16 protein-coding genes are annotated in these 15,980 nt (G+C 71.5%); 7 read left to right on the top strand and 9 right to left on the bottom strand.

Going from position 1 to position 15,980, the window contains the following annotated elements:
* Nucleotides 1-19 precede the first annotated feature (19 nt).
* Entirely contained in the window at nucleotides 20-418 is a 399-nt protein-coding gene (locus tag ACPEEZ_RS06480) for a DoxX family protein (RefSeq protein WP_423923939.1), read from the bottom strand.
* 43 nt (nucleotides 419-461) lie between these two features.
* Entirely contained in the window at nucleotides 462-1,319 is an 858-nt protein-coding gene (locus ACPEEZ_RS06475; protein ID WP_423923938.1) for a LysR substrate-binding domain-containing protein, read from the bottom strand.
* Nucleotides 1,320-1,438: 119 nt separating this feature from the next.
* Between ACPEEZ_RS06475 and ACPEEZ_RS06470 the strand changes: the two genes are divergently transcribed.
* Nucleotides 1,439-2,773, top strand: coding sequence for an MFS transporter (locus ACPEEZ_RS06470; RefSeq protein ID WP_423923937.1), 1,335 nt, complete (start codon nucleotides 1,439-1,441; stop codon nucleotides 2,771-2,773).
* A 56-nt stretch (nucleotides 2,774-2,829) separates the two neighbouring features.
* Here the strand turns inward: ACPEEZ_RS06470 and ACPEEZ_RS06465 are convergent, their stop codons facing one another.
* Together ACPEEZ_RS06465 and ACPEEZ_RS06460 are read right to left on the bottom strand one after the other, a co-directional pair.
* Complete coding sequence (locus tag ACPEEZ_RS06465) at nucleotides 2,830-4,644, bottom strand: DUF2207 family protein (protein ID WP_423923936.1); 1,815 nt, start codon at nucleotides 4,642-4,644, stop codon at nucleotides 2,830-2,832.
* 225 nt (nucleotides 4,645-4,869) lie between these two features.
* Nucleotides 4,870-5,271, bottom strand: a complete 402-nt coding sequence (locus ACPEEZ_RS06460) for a hypothetical protein (RefSeq protein ID WP_423923935.1) — start codon at nucleotides 5,269-5,271, stop codon at nucleotides 4,870-4,872.
* Between the two features lie 109 nt (nucleotides 5,272-5,380).
* On the opposite strand from ACPEEZ_RS06460, the gene ACPEEZ_RS06455 reads away from it, so the two are divergent.
* Entirely contained in the window at nucleotides 5,381-6,430 is a 1,050-nt protein-coding gene (locus ACPEEZ_RS06455) for an LLM class flavin-dependent oxidoreductase (RefSeq protein WP_423923934.1), read from the top strand.
* A gap of 78 nt (nucleotides 6,431-6,508) precedes the next feature.
* Here the strand turns inward: ACPEEZ_RS06455 and ACPEEZ_RS06450 are convergent, their stop codons facing one another.
* Together ACPEEZ_RS06450 and ACPEEZ_RS06445 are read right to left on the bottom strand one after the other, a co-directional pair.
* Nucleotides 6,509-7,966, bottom strand: coding sequence for an MATE family efflux transporter (locus tag ACPEEZ_RS06450; RefSeq protein WP_423923933.1), 1,458 nt, complete (start codon nucleotides 7,964-7,966; stop codon nucleotides 6,509-6,511).
* Nucleotides 7,967-8,067: 101 nt separating this feature from the next.
* Entirely contained in the window at nucleotides 8,068-8,514 is a 447-nt protein-coding gene (locus tag ACPEEZ_RS06445; protein WP_423923932.1) for a MarR family winged helix-turn-helix transcriptional regulator, read from the bottom strand.
* 169 nt (nucleotides 8,515-8,683) lie between these two features.
* Here ACPEEZ_RS06445 and ACPEEZ_RS06440 point away from each other — a divergent pair, with 169 nt between their 5' ends.
* The 4 genes from ACPEEZ_RS06440 to ACPEEZ_RS06425 all read left to right on the top strand — a co-directional run bounded on the left by ACPEEZ_RS06440 (nucleotide 8,684) and on the right by ACPEEZ_RS06425 (nucleotide 11,637).
* A complete protein-coding gene (locus ACPEEZ_RS06440; protein ID WP_423923930.1) occupies nucleotides 8,684-9,034 on the top strand; it encodes a putative quinol monooxygenase in 351 nt (116 codons plus the stop codon).
* 76 nt (nucleotides 9,035-9,110) lie between these two features.
* Nucleotides 9,111-9,692: a TetR/AcrR family transcriptional regulator gene (locus ACPEEZ_RS06435; protein WP_423923928.1), complete on the top strand. Its 582-nt coding sequence runs from the start codon at nucleotides 9,111-9,113 to the stop codon at nucleotides 9,690-9,692.
* Between the two features lie 118 nt (nucleotides 9,693-9,810).
* Nucleotides 9,811-10,650 carry an SDR family NAD(P)-dependent oxidoreductase gene (locus ACPEEZ_RS06430; protein WP_423923926.1) on the top strand — a complete coding sequence of 280 codons (840 nt, stop codon included), beginning with the start codon at nucleotides 9,811-9,813 and terminating at the stop codon, nucleotides 10,648-10,650.
* Nucleotides 10,651-10,659: 9 nt separating this feature from the next.
* Complete coding sequence (locus tag ACPEEZ_RS06425) at nucleotides 10,660-11,637, top strand: acetylxylan esterase (protein WP_423923924.1); 978 nt, start codon at nucleotides 10,660-10,662, stop codon at nucleotides 11,635-11,637.
* An 81-nt stretch (nucleotides 11,638-11,718) separates the two neighbouring features.
* Here ACPEEZ_RS06425 and ACPEEZ_RS06420 read toward each other — a convergent pair whose 3' ends face one another.
* The 3 genes from ACPEEZ_RS06420 to ACPEEZ_RS06410 all read right to left on the bottom strand — a co-directional run bounded on the left by ACPEEZ_RS06420 (nucleotide 11,719) and on the right by ACPEEZ_RS06410 (nucleotide 14,833).
* Nucleotides 11,719-12,576 (bottom strand): hypothetical protein, encoded by an 858-nt coding sequence (locus tag ACPEEZ_RS06420; protein ID WP_423923922.1) that lies wholly within the window; start codon nucleotides 12,574-12,576, stop codon nucleotides 11,719-11,721.
* Nucleotides 12,577-12,686: 110 nt separating this feature from the next.
* Complete coding sequence (locus ACPEEZ_RS06415) at nucleotides 12,687-13,364, bottom strand: response regulator (RefSeq protein ID WP_423923920.1); 678 nt, start codon at nucleotides 13,362-13,364, stop codon at nucleotides 12,687-12,689.
* Entirely contained in the window at nucleotides 13,361-14,833 is a 1,473-nt protein-coding gene (locus ACPEEZ_RS06410) for a sensor histidine kinase (RefSeq protein WP_423923918.1), read from the bottom strand. Before ACPEEZ_RS06410 ends, ACPEEZ_RS06415 begins: the two co-directional genes overlap by 4 nt.
* 90 nt (nucleotides 14,834-14,923) lie before the next feature.
* Here ACPEEZ_RS06410 and ACPEEZ_RS06405 point away from each other — a divergent pair, with 90 nt between their 5' ends.
* Complete coding sequence (locus ACPEEZ_RS06405) at nucleotides 14,924-15,955, top strand: NADPH:quinone reductase (protein ID WP_423923916.1); 1,032 nt, start codon at nucleotides 14,924-14,926, stop codon at nucleotides 15,953-15,955.
* Nucleotides 15,956-15,980: the final 25 nt, after the last annotated feature.

Below are 15,980 nucleotides of genomic sequence, written 5' to 3'. Positions count from 1 at the left end.
GTCAGGAGGCGCGGGCCGGTCAGGAGGCGCGGCGCACCGAGAGCGCGCTCGTCACGAGCGGCCACTGCAGGGGCAGCCGCACGACGGCGATCACCTTCGCGGCGGTGGACGCGCGTCGGCTGCGCAGGGCCTTGCGGGCCGACACGACGTTCGCCGGGAAGACGGCCACGAAGAGCAGGGCGGCGAGGGTGCCGCCGAGCCGGCGGGTCCGTGGCGCGAGCAGCGCAGCGGCGATGCCGAGCTCGGCTGCACCGGACGCGAGCGTGTACGCCCTCGGCTCGCCGGGCAGCCCGCGCGGCACGATGCCGTCGTACACGGCAGGCTTGACGAAGTGCAGCACGCCCGAACCGGCGAGCAACGCGGCCAGCCGGAGGGCCGGACGGGCCGTGGACGGGGTGCGGGATCGTCGTGAGGTCATCGGGCCATCTTGCCCCGTGCCTCCTCGGTGTCGGCTGCGGCGCTCAGACGGCTCGGCTGACGCCGCGGCTCATGATCGCCGACGTGAGCGCCTCGACCGGCTCGCGGGCCGCGCCCGGATTCGCGACGAGCACGTAGTCGACGTCGCCCAGCTCGGGCAGCGAGAACCGGTTGCTCACCTTGATCAGGTCGCTGGGGATCAGCGAGAACGGGAACACGGCGACCCCCATGCCGGCCCGGACGGCCGCCATCACGCCGTTGACGTCGCGCGTGTTGCACGTGATGCGCCACGTTCGTCCCGATCTCTCGAGCGCGTCGATGGCGAGCTGGCGGCTGAGACTCGGGGCCTGGTAGGCGATCAACGGGACGGGTTGACCCTCTTCGATCACGAGCTTCTCCTGACCCATCCAGACCATTGCGTCGCCGGCGACCCGCGTGCCCTCGGAGGACTCCCCCGCGTTCTGCTTGACGAAGATGAGATCGAGGTGCCCGGACGCGAGACGCCGCCGCAGCGGTCCGCTCTGGTTGACCGTGAGCTCCAGGTTGATCTGCGGGTACAGCTGACGGAAGTGCCTGAGGATGCGCGGCAGCTGCGTGATCGCGAGGTCGTCGGCGGCACCGAACCGCAGGCGGCCGCGCATGGCCGAACCGCTGAAATAGCTCTCGGCCGACGCGTGCGCGGCCAGGATCGTGCGGGCGAACCCCGCCATCGCGTCGCCGTTGTCCGTGAGCCGCACCTCGCGGCTGTCGCGGGCGACGAGGAGGCGCCCGGCGGCCTTCTCCAGACGCCCGACGTGTTGGCTGACCGTCGGCTGGCTCAGCCCGAGACGCATCGCCGCGCCGGTGAAACTGCGCGTCTCGGCCACGACCAGGAAGGTCTTCAGCAGCGTCGGGTCGAACATGCGGGTACCCCTGTCATTGGTAAAGCCAATGAGATCGATTATGCCCATGCGGGGTCACAATGACCACCCGGCCCGTACCGTCGGAGGACGATCATTCGCCACGAAACTGAAGAAGCGTGATGTCAGCCCCGTCCACGGCCCCCATCCCCCTCGTCCACCCCGTCACCGAGCCCCTGCCGATCGCCACGTCGAAGCCGCCGTGGCGGCACACGTTCATCGCGCTGAGCGTGCCGAACTTCCGGCTGTGGACCGCGGGCAACATGATCGCGATGACCGCGGGCTGGATGCAGCGCATCGCGCAGGACTGGCTCGTGCTCGAACTGACCGGCAGTGCGACGGCCGTCGGCATCACGGTCGCGATGCAGTTCGCCCCGATGCTGTTCTTCGGCCTGCTGGGCGGTGTCGTCGTCGACCGCTACTCGAAGCGGATGCTGATGACGATCACGCAGTCGCTCTTCGCCCTGCTCAGCATCGGGCTCGCCGTGCTGACCCTCACCGGGGGCGTGCAGGCCTGGCACGTGTTCGCCATCGCGTTCGCGACCGGTCTGGTCACCGTCATCGACAACCCCGCCCGCCAGGTCATCGTCAGCGAGCTCGTGGGTCAGCAGCACCTGCGCAACGCGATCAGCGTGAACTCGTCCGTCTTCCAGCTCGGCGGCATGATCGGCCCGGCGATCAGCGGCGTGCTGCTGCTCGCGGTCGGGGCCGGCTGGGCCTTCGCGGTCAACGGTGTCGCCTGCGTGCTCGTCGTCGTGATGCTGTCGCTGCTCCGCACCTCGCAGATGACCCGCGTCGCGCCGTCACCGGGCGCCAAGGGGCAGCTGCGCGCCGGCCTCGCCTATGCCGCGTCGAAGCCGACCATCGTCGTGCCGGTCGTCCTCGTCGCCGTCTATGCCGTGTTCGGCCTCACGATGCCCGTCCTGCTCGCCACGTTCGCATCCACCGTCTACGACGTCGGCCCGGGCGGGTACGGGCTCTTCAACTCGATGATCGCCATCGGCGCCCTGACCGGGGCCCTCCTGTCGACCCGGCGCGCCACGATCCGGTTGCGGACGATCGTGATCGGCGTGCTGGTCACCGGCCTGCTGCAGGCGGCCGCCGGCTCGATGACGTCGATCGTGCCGTTCGCCGTGCTGCTCGTCACCGTCGGGCTCGCGTCGCTGCTCTTCCTGACCGCCGCCAACTCGCTCGTGCAGCTCTCGAGCAACATCGCGATCCGGGGGCGCGTCATGTCGCTGTACATCCTCGTGCTGCTCGGCGGCCAGGCCGTCGGCGGCCCGCTGATGGGCTGGATCGTCGAGACGTTGGGCGCGCACGTCGGCATGATCGTGTCGGGCGGTGTTCCGGCCCTCGTCGCCATCGGCATGGCGGTCGCGCTCGCCCGCCGCGGGCAGTTGACACTCCACGTGGGGGTACGGAGCCGTCTACCGCGGCTGCAGATCGCGCACCGCTGACCCGGCGGGCCGGCTGGCGGCAGCGGGCTGCTGGCGGCTCGTGCTGCGGCGTGCGGTCAGACGCCGCCTCCGCCACCGCCGCCTCCACCGCCTCCCGACACCGCGCCTCCGGTCGATCCGCTCGACTGCACGCTGTAGCTCGACACCGCCGACGACGAGAAGCCGCCCATCGACGAGGCGAACGCCGCGCCGGTGAAGGCCCCCTGGCCGGTGTACCAGGTCGGTGCCTGGCCACCCTGGTCGTAGTGGGCGGCCAGCTCGGCGGCCCAGCGCTTCTCCTGGCCGAACAGGGCGGCCCAGGGCAGGAGGTCCTCGGTCAACCGCACGACCCGCTGCTCGTCGAGCACACCGCCCGCGACCGTCCGACCGATCGGCGTGGCGGCGACGCGCTCGGCCCCTTCGGGCGATTGCAGGAACCGGATGCGGTCGGCCTCGGCCCAGGAGATGAACAGCTCGAGCCCGCGGAGCCGGTCGCGCGTGTCGGCTCCGAGTTCGGTCAGCGGACGCCGGGCCACGAGCAGATTCGCGACGACCGCGGCGGCGACGGCGCCGACACCGAGCAGCATCGGCAGAGGCCCGCCGAACGACGTCGCGAGCGAGACGATGCCGAAGACGAGCGCCACGACCGCCGCCACGCCCGAGACGGCCCCGACGGCGACGACGAGACCGCCCCGGACCGCGCGGCGGTAGCCCTCCACGACGGCCCGGTGCGCGGTCTGCCCCGTCACCGATCTGACCCGCTCGGCGGCCTTCGGGTCGGGCGTCGACAACGATCGACTCTCACCCGGTGTCAGCGTGCGACCGAACAGCGCGTGCAGCACGGCAAGACCCGTGGCGTCGGCACCGTCGGCGGACACGAACTGGATGCCGTAGCGCGGCTTCCGGCCTCGGGAGGGCTCCTCGACGATGCGGAGGTGACCGGCGACGGCGAGCGCGAGCAGCTGGGCCGGCACACCCGTGCTCCGGCGCAGCAGGACGGCGGCGAGAAGGGGTGACACGTCCCGGGGCGGCTCGTACTCGGCGATGACGGTGCCTCGACCGGGCGCGTCGGCGAGCACCCGGCGGCGGGCGACGACTCCGCCGGCGAGTGCCAGCAGGGCCACGAGGGCGCCGGCGGCGGAGAGGCTCGGCCAGGGCGCGTCGAAGAACCCGGAGGGGCGGGAGGTGAAGGTGCCTGCGCGGAATCCGACGGCCACGGTGAGGTTCTCGCCGGGGCCCAAGTCGGTGGCGACGGCGGTGGTGGTGCCGTCGTCGGCTTGGGTGGCGGCGACGGGGTTCGCCTCCCCCTGGGCGCCGGACACCGCGTCGACGGAACCGGTCAGCGACGAGACGAGATCGGGGGCCACGTTCACCGTCGCGCTCACCCGGCCGAAGGGCTGGGCCCAGTCGGTGCCGTTGACGTCCCAGTAGAACTCGTCGTCAGCGCTGTCGTTCGGCTGGAGGGTCACGTCGCGTTGGCTGTAGCGGATCTCGTAGGTGTGGAGGCCGTGCACGAACGCATCGGAGGCGATGGTGATCTCGGAGCCGTCGAGCTCGTACGGCAGGTCGCGACCGTCGCCGTCGGTGACGCCCTCGACGCGGAGCCCGGTCGGGTGCCCGTCGTAGCTGTCGACGAGCGTCCTACGGATGCCGTGGTTCTGATCCGTCTCGGGGAACTCGGCGACGAGCGTCTCGACCGTGCGGAGGCGCGATCGTCCGTCGTCGTCCCGGCTCAGCGTGTAGACGGCGTCCATGCTCTCGAACCGGAAGTCGTCGACGTCGGCGCGCGCGGGTGCGGCCCCGCCGAGGGCACCAACCGCCACGGCGAGCACCGCCAGCAGCGCGATCAGTGCGGCCGGGGCCGCTCGGCGTCGTGTCGTCGTCCACCCCATGCGGCGATCCTAACGAGCCGCCCCGCGCCTCCCCCGCTCTCTTCGCTCTCCCCGTGCCCTGCTCGTCGCATTTTGCGACCATTTGGCGCGGATGTCGCCCAAGAACCTGGTTCTTGCGCGCGCTCATGTCGGATCGGTCGCGAATTGCGACGGCTCGGCGGGCGAATCGGTCGCGAATTGCGAGGAAGGAAGCTGCGGCAGGGAGCAGCGCGGGGCTGCAGCGGGTCAGATGCCGGAGCGGGGTGCGCCGCCGCCGAAGCCGATCGACACGTCGAGGCGCCAGGCCTTGGGCTCCCCGGACGGGTGCGCGGCCCCGACGAAGCGCAGCCGGTCGCCGGCACCGAGGCTGAGCACCCCGTGCACGTCGACGCGCTCGGCCAGCCAGAACGAGATGTCGCGCTCGTCGAGCAGGTCGTCGTCGACCGTGGCCCCGAACGTCGCCCCGTCGAACGTGAGCGGGACGTCCCGGAACTCGAGGCGGCACGGCTCGTCCGCCCAATCGGCGGCAGCCGGTACCCGGGAGGCGACGATCAGCGCGTCGACGACACCGCCGTCGTCCAGCGTGACGCGCGAGGCCGTCAGGTCGATGCCGATGTCTTCACCGTCGATGCGAAACCGGTTGTCCACGGGTTCACGCTACCGGCGCCTCCTCGTCTTGTCTGCCTTCGATTCCGACGTCGTCGATCTCGATCGGACGATCGGGAATGCCCCGTCAGGTCGATACGTTCGAATCGACATGAAGAAGCGCATCGGGTTCCTGTCGTTCGGGCACTATCAGAACGTGCGGGGGTCGCAGACCCCGACAGCCAAGGAGGCGCTGGTCCAGTCGATCGAGCTGGCGGAGGCCGCCGACGAGATCGGCATCGACGGCGCGTACGTCCGCGTGCACCACTTCACCCGCCAGCTGGCCTCGCCGTTCCCGCTGCTGTCGGCGATGGCCGCCCGCACCCGGCACATCGAGCTCGGCACCGGCGTCATCGACATGCGCTACGAGAACCCGCTCTACATGGCCGAGGAGGCCGCCGCGGCCGACCTGATCAGCGACGGCCGGCTGCAGCTCGGCGTGAGCCGGGGATCACCCGAGACCGCGCTGCGCGGAGCCGAGTCGTTCGGCTACCGCCCGGCCGAGGGCGAGACCGACGCCGACATGGCCCGCACGCACACCGAGCTCTTCCGCCGGGCGATCGCCGGGTCCGAGCTCACCACGTCCGACCCGCGCGTCACCGGTGTCACCCAGGGTCTCTCGATCGAGCCGCGCTCCCCCGGGCTGGGCGACCGCATCTGGTGGGGCTCCGGTACCCGGGCCACCGCGGTCTGGACCGCCGAGCAGGGCATGAACCTGATGAGCAGCACCCTACTGACCGAGGACACCGGTGTGCCCTTCGACGAGCTGCAGGCCGAGCAGATCGCGCTGTACCGCGAGGCGTGGCGTGCGGCCGGCCACGCCCGCGAGCCCCGCGTCTCGGTGAGCCGCAGCATCATCCCGATCACGACCGACGAGGACCGCCGCTACTTCGGCGCCCGAGCGGCCCACGACGCACACGACCAGGTCGGCATGCTCGACGGGGTGCAGTCGCGCTTCGGCAAGAGCTACGTCGGCGAGCCCGACGTGATCGCCGAGCAGCTCGCGGCGGACGCGGCCGTGCGCGACGCCGACACCGTGCTGCTCACCGTGCCGAACCAGCTGGGCGTGGCGTACAACGCGCGTCTGCTCGAGACGGTCGCGCGGCACGTCGCGCCGGCGTTCGGGTGGGAACCGGCGGCGGCCGCGCCCGTCCGGCCGTAACGGCCAGAAAGGGACGAGACAGTGCCGGACCCGGCGGTGTCTCGTCCCTTTTCGCGTGCAAAGCGGCGGCGGACGCCGCTAGCCGCGCACCCGCGTCGGCCGCAGCACCGCGTACATCCCGAGCCCGACGAGCAGCACGATCCCCTCGGACACGGTCAGCGACCAGATGATGCCGCCGAGACCGAACCACAGGTTGCCCACGATCACGATCGGGATGAACAACACGCCCTGGGCGCTCGACATCACGATCGCCGGCAGGGCGCGGCCCGTGGCCTGGAAGAGCGACGTGATCAGCCCGGTGAATCCGTTCGCGATCATCGCGACGAGCTGAGCGGTGAGGATCGTCACGCCGATCGACACGGCCGTGGGCGTGGAGAGGAAGACACTCACCAGTTGGTCGCGGAAGACGAACGCGACGCCGGCGAAGAGCAGCACGATCACGCCGACTCCGAGTACCGACCCGCGCACCGCCTGGCGCAGCCGCGCCGTGTCGCCCTTGCCGAACGCGTAGGCCAGCAGCGGCAGCACGCCGAGCGTGATGCCCATCACCAGAAACTCGGGCACCTGCGCGATCCGGACCGCGACCCCCATGGCCGCGAGCGCGTCGTCGCCATATGCCGACGCGAGGTTGTTGAGCACGAGCGACGTCACGATCAGGAACGACGCTTGGATCAGCTCGCCCGCTCCCACCCCGAGGACGGGCTTGAGCACCGACGGCGCGAGCGTGAACCAGCGCGGCGACAGGCGGATGTGCTCGCTGTGCCGCCGCAGGTGCACGACGAAGTAGACGACGACGCCGACATTCGCGAGCCCCATGGCCAGCGCCGCCCCCGCGACACCCCAGCCGAGCACGAGGATGAACAGCACGTCGAACACGACGTTCGCGATCGCCGAGCCGATCAGCGCGATCATCACCTGTCGCGCCGCGCCCTCGGCACGCACGATCTGCTCGAGGCAGAACGCGACGGCCAGCACGGGCACGAAGACGAGCAGCACGCCGACGTAGGCGCTCGTGGCCGGGACAGCCGTCGCGTCCGCGCCGAGCACGCCGACGAGGGGACGCAACAGCACGAGCCCGGCGACGCCGAGCACGGCTCCCACGACACCGGCTCCCCAGACGCTGAAGGAGGCCACGTGCTTGATGCGGCCCGCCGCCTCCTCGTCGCTCTCGGCCGCGCCGAACAGGCGCGAGATGAGGGCGCCGCCGCCGGCACCGAAGACACCGCCGACGGCCATGACGAGACCGAGCAGCGGCGTGCCGAACGTGATGGCGGCGAGCAGGGCGCTGTCGTGCAGCGATCCGATGAAGCCGGAGTTGATGACGTTGTAGACGGCACCGACGATCATCGCGGCGGCCATCGGCACGCAGAGGTGCACGAGGGCGCGCACGATCGGCGCGGTCGAGAGGTACCAGCGGTCGGTGCCGACGGCGGGTGGGGCCGACTCCGACCTGCCGAGGTCGCCGTAGGAGGGGTCGACGGAGTCGGGCGCGAGGGCGTCGGTCGACGCCGCGGTGGAGGTCTCGGTGTTGCTCATGGCTGCTTCTTTCCGGGCAGGGCGGAGCGCGCGCCGGCGAGCGCCGGCACGGCGTGGGATCGATCAGGAGGCGCGGCGCGCGATCGCGGCGCCGCCGCCGGTCACGGGCGGGTGGGCTGAGGCAGCGCCGTCGTGATCGTGGTGAGCAGGGTGTGCAGGGTGGCGCGCTCGTCCTCGTCGAGCGGTGCCAGCAGGGTCTCGTCGGCCGCGATCATGGCGTCGGCGAAGCCGGCGATGAGCTCGACGCCCGCGACGGTCGCGAACACACGCTTGCGACGCTCGTCCCCGGCCTCGCTGCGGCGCTCCACGAGACCGCGTCGCTCGAGCCCCTGCAAGAGGCTCGAGACACTGGCCGCACTGGTGCGGCTGACCTCGGCGATGTCGCGCTGGATCGACCCGGGGTTCTTCTCGAGATACCCGAGCACGAAGGCCTGCTCGTGACTGAGGTCACGCGCCCTGATCCAGTCGTCGCCCGCCTTGCGCTGGGCCCACGCGATCCATCGGATCGGCTGGAGTCCCTGGCTGAAGTCGGGCATGTCGTCGTTCATGCTTTGAACTCTAATGGTTAGAGATCAAACAATCAACCTTCGAATCATCTTCACTTGGGCGAAAGGACGCACACACAACGTCGGATCAGTTATTGACTATTTAGACAATAACGACGATAGTTGAGGCCGTTGCCTCCGGACGAGCCGTGGGCGTCGAGGAGAAGACACCATGATCGCCCACACCAAGCACGTCCCCACCGGCAAGGTCATCAGCGCCTACTACACGGTCCACCCGGACGATCGACAGGCCTTCAGGGATGCCGTCATCCCCCACCTGTCCACCACCGCCCGGCAGGACGGCTGCACGTACTACGTCTTCGCCGAGGACCTCACCGACCCGAACACGATCCACCTCACGGAGGGCTGGCGCGATCAGGCCGCCATCGATGTCCACATGGCCGATGAGCGATTTCTCCAGGCCGCTGCCGCCGTTCTCGGAGGCATCCGGATACTCGACTACCAGGCCGAGTACTACGACGTGAGCGCGCAGGCCGCCGGCGCCCTTCCCGATGCCGGCTGAACGCGTCACCGCGCCCGCGCCGGACGGGCCGAACGGTCGCCGAAGCCGGCCCGACGACCCCGCATAAGATCAGGCCATGCCCCGACCCCGGAAATTCGACGAAGACGCGGTCGTCGAACTGGCCGCCGGCGTGTTCGCCGCCGCCGGTTACGGCGGGACGACGATGGACGAGCTCAGCCGTGCCACGGGGCTCGGCAAGCAGAGCATCTACAACACCTTCGGCGGCAAACGGGACCTCTTCCTGCGGGCGCTCGACCGGAGTACCTCCACGCACGTGGACCGCCTCACCGTCGAGCTCGCCTCCGAGACGTCCTCTCCGCTCGAACGGATCGGAGCGCATCTGGCCGCCCTCGCCATCACCTTCACCTCCGAGGGACCCCTGGACTCGCTGTTCACGAAGGCGACGGTGGAGCTGGCCGACCGAGACCCGGACGTCGCGGAGGCGGCCCGTCGCGCCTACCGGCGGCTCGAGGACGAATACGCCGGATGCATCGTGCAGGCACAGGAAGCCGGGGAGGTGGACGCGGCACTCGACGCCCGCGCTCTCGCGACGTACTTCGTCGCGGTCACCCGCGGAATGGAAGTCCTCGGTACCGCCGGCGCCGACCGGTCGACCCTTCTCGGCGTCGGCCGCGCAGCGATGACCCCGCTGACCTGAGGCGCGCAGGGCTGATTTCTCGCTCGTCCCTCTCATCGCCAGGCCGACCCGCGTGGCGTCCAATAGGGTCGACGAGCCGAGGCGACCAGCGCCTCCGGCCCGTCGATCGAGGAGGACCATGTCCGCACGCACCATCGTCATCACCGGAGCGAGCGACGGCATCGGCGCCTCCGCCGCCGGCACCCTCACGGCGGCGGGCGACGAGGTCGTCGTCGTCGGCCGCTCCCCCGACAAGACGAAGGCCGTGGCCGATCGCCTCGGCGCTCGGTACTACCTCGCCGACTACTCGCGGCTCGACGACGTGCGCCGCCTCGCCGAGACCCTGCGCGAGAACCACCCGCGCATCGACGTGCTCGCCAACAACGCCGGCGGCATCATGGGCGAGCGGCAGCTCACCTCCGACGGCTTCGAGAAGACGTTCCAGGTGAACCACCTCGCGCCGTTCCTGCTGACGCACCTCCTGATGGACGTGCTCGAGGCGAGCCGCGCGACCGTCGTCAACACGGCCAGCATCGCGGCCAAGCTGTTCTCGCACCTCGACCTCGACGACCTCGGACTGGAGCACGGCTACACCGCCGAGAAGGCCTACGGCAACGGCAAGCTCGCGAACATCCTGATGGCCCGCGAGCTCGATCGCCGCTACCGCGAGCGCGGCATCTCGGCCGCGTCGTTCCACCCCGGTCTCGTGCAGACGGGTTTCGCCTCCGAGACGTCGAGCCTGCTGCGGCTCGTCTACCACACGCCGCTCCGCCGCCTCGTGACGGTCAGCCCCGAGAAGGGCGCCGACACGCTCGTCTGGCTCGCCACCACCACCCCCGGGCGCGACTGGCCGCAGGGCGAGTACTTCGCCAAGCGCAAGGTCTCGACGTCGTCCCCCCAGGCGAGCGACGCAGGCCTCGCCCGCGACTTCTGGGACGTGAGCGAGCGCCTCCTCGGTCTCGACCCGACGACGCGCTAGGAAGATCGCATGGCCTACACCGACCTGACCGAGTCCGAGCTCTGGGGCTACCGCAGCACCCAGACCGAGCCCGCCGACTTCGACGCCTTCTGGGCCGCGACACTCGGCTCGACGCGCGAGCACGCCCTCGACGTGCGGATCGAACCGGTGGACACGGGCCTCCGCACCGTCGATGTCTACGACGTGACGTTCGCCGGCTTCGACGGAGACGACGTGCGCGCCTGGCTGCGCGTCCCCGCGGGCGCCGTCGAGGCAGGGCTCGCGCTACCCGCCGTCGTGCAGTACGTCGGCTACGGCGGCGGCCGCGGCGCCGCCGTCGACAACCTCCTCTGGGCCTCCGCCGGCTACGCGCACCTGCACATGGACACCCGCGGCCAGGGCTCGTCGTGGAGCACGGGCGACACCGTCGACACGGCGGGGTCGGGCCCGGCGATCCCCGGCGTGATGACCCGCGGCATCGACTCGATCGAGACGTACTACTACCGGCGCCTGATCACCGACGCGGTGCGCGCCGTGGACGCCGCCCGCGCGCTCGACGTCGTCGACCCCGACCGGGTCGCGGTCCTGGGCGGCAGCCAAGGAGGCGGTCTGGCCTTGGCCGTGTCGGGTCTCGTCCCCGACCTGGCCGGCGTGGTCTCGTTCGTGCCGTTCCTCTGCGACTTCCGTCGGGCGACGGTCATCACCGATAGCGACCCGTACAAGGAGATCGGACGCTACCTGGCCACCCACCGGCACCGCGCCTCCTCGGTGCACGACGTGCTCTCGTACGTCGACGGCGTCAACTTCGCCAAGCGCGCCACGGCGCCCGCCTGGTTCTCGGCGGCGCTGATGGACCCGATCTGCCCGCCGTCGACCGTGTTCGGCGCGTTCCACGAGTACGGCGGACCGAAGCAGGTCACCGTCTGGGCCTACAACGGCCACGAGGGCGGCGGCATCGACGACGAGCTGATGGCGCTCGCCGCCCTCCGCGAGGTCTTCGGCGAGTAGGCCACGCGGCCGCGCACGAGCGAGTCCGCCGCCACCGTCCCCCCAGCGGGACGATGACGGCGGGCTCGCGGTGTTCCGGAGCTAGCCGAGTGGCGTGGGGTTGGCGGGGTCGGGCGGCACGGGTAGCGAGCCGCGGATCTGGTTCTGCGCCTGGCACTGACTGGTGCAGTTCGTCGCACCGGCGCTCAGCTCGATCGCGTCCTCGCCGAGCACGCCGCCGAGACGGCCTCCGGGCTGTACCGACCACGTGGTGGTCGTCGCGGTCTGCGAGGTCTTGGTCGCGACCTGCGGGCTGTCCTTGCCGAGCAGCATCTGGTGCGCCCCGGGGCCGCTCGCGACCGCGTCGACGCCGTTGCTGAAGTTGATCTTGCCCGTGTACTGGTTCGTGAAGTAGAACAGGCCCGGCGCCAGCGTGTGGGTGAACTCGACCGGGCCGGCGAACTCGCTCTCCATCTGGAAGATGCCGCCCTGGGCGCCGTCCTTCGCCTGGATCTTGAACTTGCCGAGTGACGTCGTGAACAGCACGACGACGCTGTCGTCCTTGAGCTCGAGGCTCTTGATGGTCGCCCCGGCGCGCTGCGCGTCGCTGAGCGTCGGCACCTTCGAGGCGAAGATCGCGGTCGGCTCGGTCACCATGCGCTGCGAGTCCGGATTGCCGGTCAGCGTGTAGTCGTAGACGCCGAGGGTCGCGGCATCGATGTCGAAGCCGTTGTTGATACCCCGGACGGCGATCCGACCACTGGGCTTGATGCCGTCGAGCTTGACGCTCTTGCCGGCCGCCGGGTTGTACGTGGTGCCGTTGACGGTGACGGCGTAGTCGCCGCCCACCGACGTCTTGCCGGAGGCGCTGGCCGGGCCGGCGACGGACAACGAGCCGGCGATGACGGCCGAGACGACGAGCGTCGCGGTGCCGATCTTTCGGAGCAGGGTGGGGGCCATGACGAGCCTTTCGAGAGGGGTGGCGGCGACCGTGCCGCCTGAGCCCACTCTCGACGCCGCCGCACGCCGGCACCATCGGACCTTGGTACTAGTACCCCTCGCCGAGACGACTACCCGTCACGGGTCATGTCGTGGTCGCGGGCCCAGAGCGCCGCGCTGGTGCGGTCGGACACCCCGATGCGCCGGAAGAGACTGCCGACGTGGGCCTTGACGGTGCGCTCGCTGATGCCGAGCTCGGACGCGATCAGCTTGTTCGGCAGACCGCGGGCGATCAGCCGCAGCACGTCGGCCTCGCGACCGCGCGGCGGATCGGCCGACGTCGCCGCGGCGGGTGCGGCGCGTGCGGCGGCCACGTCGGCCGCGCCGGCCGCGCCGGCCGCGCCGGGCAGGAGCGTCTTGGCCGCACGCGGGTCGATCGGCGCGTGTCCGGCGGCCGCCGAGCGGATACCCGAGAGCACGACGACCGGGTCGGCGTCCTTGAGCAGATAGCCGATCGCGCCGGCCCCGAGTGCGGCCCGCACGGTCGCGGCGTCGGGGAAGGTCGTCAGCATCACGATCGCGGCGTCCGTGCCGAGCGCCGTGAGGCGACGCGTCGCCTCGATACCGCCCAGCCCCGGCATCGAGACGTCCATCAGGACGACGCGGGGGCCGACGTCGGGGACCGTCACGAGCGCCTCCTCGCCGGATGCCGCCTCGCCGACGACCTCGAGGTCGTCCGCCGCGTCGATCACCGCCCGCAGGCCGCCGCGCACCAGCGGGTGGTCGTCGACCACCACGACCCGGATCACGGGCGCGCCGCCAGGGTCAGCCGCCAGATCGTGCCGGCGCCGGATGCGGAGGTGACGGTGAGCTCCGCACCGCTCTCGCGGGCGACGTCGGACAGCAGGCGTAGCCCGAGGTGCCCGTCCGGTGGGTGGTCGAGCACGGTGGTCGCATCGAAACCGGCTCCGTCGTCCGCGATCTCGAGGCGGACGACGTGCCCGGCGACGCGACCGACGGGTGTGCTCTCGGCCGGGTCGCGCGGCGCCCGCCGCAGCGTGATCCGCACGCGGGAGGCACGGGAATGCTTCACGACGTTGGCCAGACACTCCTGTGCGACCCGGAACACGACGCGACGACCGTCGTCGTCGAGCGCCGTCGCCAGCACCTCGGGCGGATCGACGTCGAGGACGACCGCGATGCCGCGGGAGCGCACGGACGCCGCGAGGTCGTCGAGCGCCGCGCCGAGTCCGGCCTCGTCGAGCCGGGGCGGGTAGATGTCGACGAGCAGCGTCCGCAGGCCGCCGATACTGCGGCGGACCGAGCCCGCGGACGCGTCGAAGGCGTCGGCCCCGGCGGTGTCGCCGCGGCCTCGGAACGCCGCCGCCTCGCCCGCCAGGCCGTACGACACCCCGACGAGGTCCTGCACCACACCGTCGTGCAGGGTCGCCGCGATGCGTCGCCGCTCGTCGTCGCTCGCGTCGAGGGCGCGCTGCAGGAGGCGCTCCCGCGTCTGCCGGGCAGCGGCGAGCGCCGTGAGCAGCCGCCACAGCACGGGGGTGAGCAGCAGCACGAGCAGCACAATGCTGCCGATCGTGACACCGGCGAAGCCGCGCCACAGGTCGCCCGCCCGGGCCACGACCTCGTCGTAGCGGAAGTACACCTCGAACAGCAGGGGCTCTCCCGAGGGCGTTGCGACCGATCGGTAGGCCTCGAGCAAGGTACCGCGGTCTCGTTCGTAGACGTTCTCGGGGCGCGTGAGGTCGGAGACGTCGGCCGAGACGCCGTCGCCGGCGAGCGCCTCGAGGTCGTCGTCGTCGAGGTCGAAGGTCTCGCCGACGAGGCGAGGCTCGTCGGACCAGAGCACGCGACCGGTGGCGTCCCAGATCTTGATGCGGACGATGGTGTCGTTGCGGACGTGGTCGCGGACGACGTCGTCGAGGGCCTCGCGAGCGGCCGCCGAGGCGGGGGTGTCGGTCGCGTCGGTCAGGGCGTCCCCGAGGGCGGGCACGATGAGGGCGTCGGCGATGCGGTCGGCTCGTTCGGCCGCATCGGCGATGGACTCGTTCTCTGCGAGTTGGCGCGCGGCGACGACCGCGGCAAGGGCGACGGCGATGACGACCACGACGGCCGTGACGACGACCTGGGCGACGATGCGCTGGGCGCGAGGCGGTGCCGGGGTGCGGCGCTCGTCCGGCCGACCGGGCGTCACGACGGTGATGGCCGGCACGACGTCGTCGCCCGCCGTCGCTACGCCGTCGTCGTGCTCGCCCGTCACTGATCCCCCGTCATGGTGCGAGCGTAGTCGCGGCCGCCGACAGGGCTCGGTACGGGAACACGGCGGCGGCCCCGAGGGTTGGATCGGGGCATGAAGAGCATCGTGTACTCCGAGACCGGCCCGGCCTCCTCCGTCCTGTCCCTCGTCAATCGCGACCTGCCCGAGCCCGGCCCGGGCGAGGTGCGCGTGCGGGTCGTCGTGTCGGGCGTGAACCCGACCGACTGGAAGTCGCGCGTCGGTCAGAAGCCGGGTGAGTCGCTGCCGTTCGCCGAGGTGACGCCGAACCAGGACGGCGCCGGTGTCGTCGACGCCGTCGGCCCCGAGGTCGAGGGCGTCTCGGTCGGCGATCGCGTCTGGCTGTTCCTGTCGGCCTATCAGCGCCCCACGGGCACGGCGCAGGAGTTCACGGTCGTCCCGGCCTCCCGGGTGGCCCCGCTGCCCGACGGCGTCGACATGCGCGTCGGCGCGAGTCTCGGCGTCCCCGCGATGACGGCCCACCGCGCCCTCACGGTGGCCGAGGACGGTCCGCGGCGCCTGGCACCGGGCGCCCTGACCGGCCACACCGTGCTCGTCTCCGGAGGCGCGGGTGCGGTCGGCCACGCCGCCATCCAGCTGGCTCGCTGGGCGGGTGCCACCGTCGTCACGACGATCTCGAACGACGAGAAGGCCGCGCTCGCGACCGCGGCCGGCGCGCACCACGTCGTCAACTACCGCGAGGGCGACACCGCGGCGGCGATCCGCGACGTCGCGCCCGACGGCGTCGACCTCGTGGTCGAGGTGTCGATCGCCCAGAACGCGGACCTGGACGCCGCCGTCGTGGCGAACCGCGCCTCCATCGCGATGTACGCCGACAACGGCGGCGACACGGCCGTGCTGCCGATCCGGGCGAACATGGGTCTGAACACGCGCTACCAGTTCGTGCTCGTCTACACCGAGGGCGAGGAGGCGCTGCAGGCGGCCGCCGAGGACGTCACCGTCGCTCTGCGCGACGGCGTCCTCGCCGTGGGCGACGAGGCGGGTCTGCCGCTGCACCTGTTCTCGTTGGCCGACACGGCCGCCGCGCACGAGGCCGTCGAGAACGACGCCGTCGGCAAGGTGCTGATCGAGGTCGGCTCCGAATAGGCACTGTGTGCCGGGGTGGGACGGC

The sequence above is a fragment of the Frigoribacterium sp. 2-23 genome (assembly GCF_049601585.1).
Taxonomy (GTDB): Bacteria; Actinomycetota; Actinomycetes; order Actinomycetales; family Microbacteriaceae; genus Frigoribacterium.
This window is presented reverse-complemented; position numbering and strand designations above follow the sequence as displayed.

Excerpts from the sequence above, each read along its gene's own strand:
- ACPEEZ_RS06465 (WP_423923936.1), bottom strand. The coding sequence starts at position 4,644 with ATGGGGTGGACGACGACACGACGCCGAGCGGCCCCGGCCGCACTGATC.
- ACPEEZ_RS06405 (WP_423923916.1), top strand. The coding sequence starts at position 14,924 with ATGAAGAGCATCGTGTACTCCGAGACCGGCCCGGCCTCCTCCGTCCTG.
- ACPEEZ_RS06470 (WP_423923937.1), top strand. The coding sequence starts at position 1,439 with ATGTCAGCCCCGTCCACGGCCCCCATCCCCCTCGTCCACCCCGTCACC.
- ACPEEZ_RS06445 (WP_423923932.1), bottom strand. The coding sequence starts at position 8,514 with ATGAACGACGACATGCCCGACTTCAGCCAGGGACTCCAGCCGATCCGA.
- ACPEEZ_RS06420 (WP_423923922.1), bottom strand. The coding sequence starts at position 12,576 with ATGGCCCCCACCCTGCTCCGAAAGATCGGCACCGCGACGCTCGTCGTC.
- ACPEEZ_RS06435 (WP_423923928.1), top strand. The coding sequence starts at position 9,111 with ATGCCCCGACCCCGGAAATTCGACGAAGACGCGGTCGTCGAACTGGCC.
- ACPEEZ_RS06475 (WP_423923938.1), bottom strand. The coding sequence starts at position 1,319 with ATGTTCGACCCGACGCTGCTGAAGACCTTCCTGGTCGTGGCCGAGACG.
- ACPEEZ_RS06480 (WP_423923939.1), bottom strand. The coding sequence starts at position 418 with ATGACCTCACGACGATCCCGCACCCCGTCCACGGCCCGTCCGGCCCTC.
- ACPEEZ_RS06425 (WP_423923924.1), top strand. The coding sequence starts at position 10,660 with ATGGCCTACACCGACCTGACCGAGTCCGAGCTCTGGGGCTACCGCAGC.
- ACPEEZ_RS06430 (WP_423923926.1), top strand. The coding sequence starts at position 9,811 with ATGTCCGCACGCACCATCGTCATCACCGGAGCGAGCGACGGCATCGGC.
- ACPEEZ_RS06450 (WP_423923933.1), bottom strand. The coding sequence starts at position 7,966 with ATGAGCAACACCGAGACCTCCACCGCGGCGTCGACCGACGCCCTCGCG.
- ACPEEZ_RS06455 (WP_423923934.1), top strand. The coding sequence starts at position 5,381 with ATGAAGAAGCGCATCGGGTTCCTGTCGTTCGGGCACTATCAGAACGTG.
- ACPEEZ_RS06440 (WP_423923930.1), top strand. The coding sequence starts at position 8,684 with ATGATCGCCCACACCAAGCACGTCCCCACCGGCAAGGTCATCAGCGCC.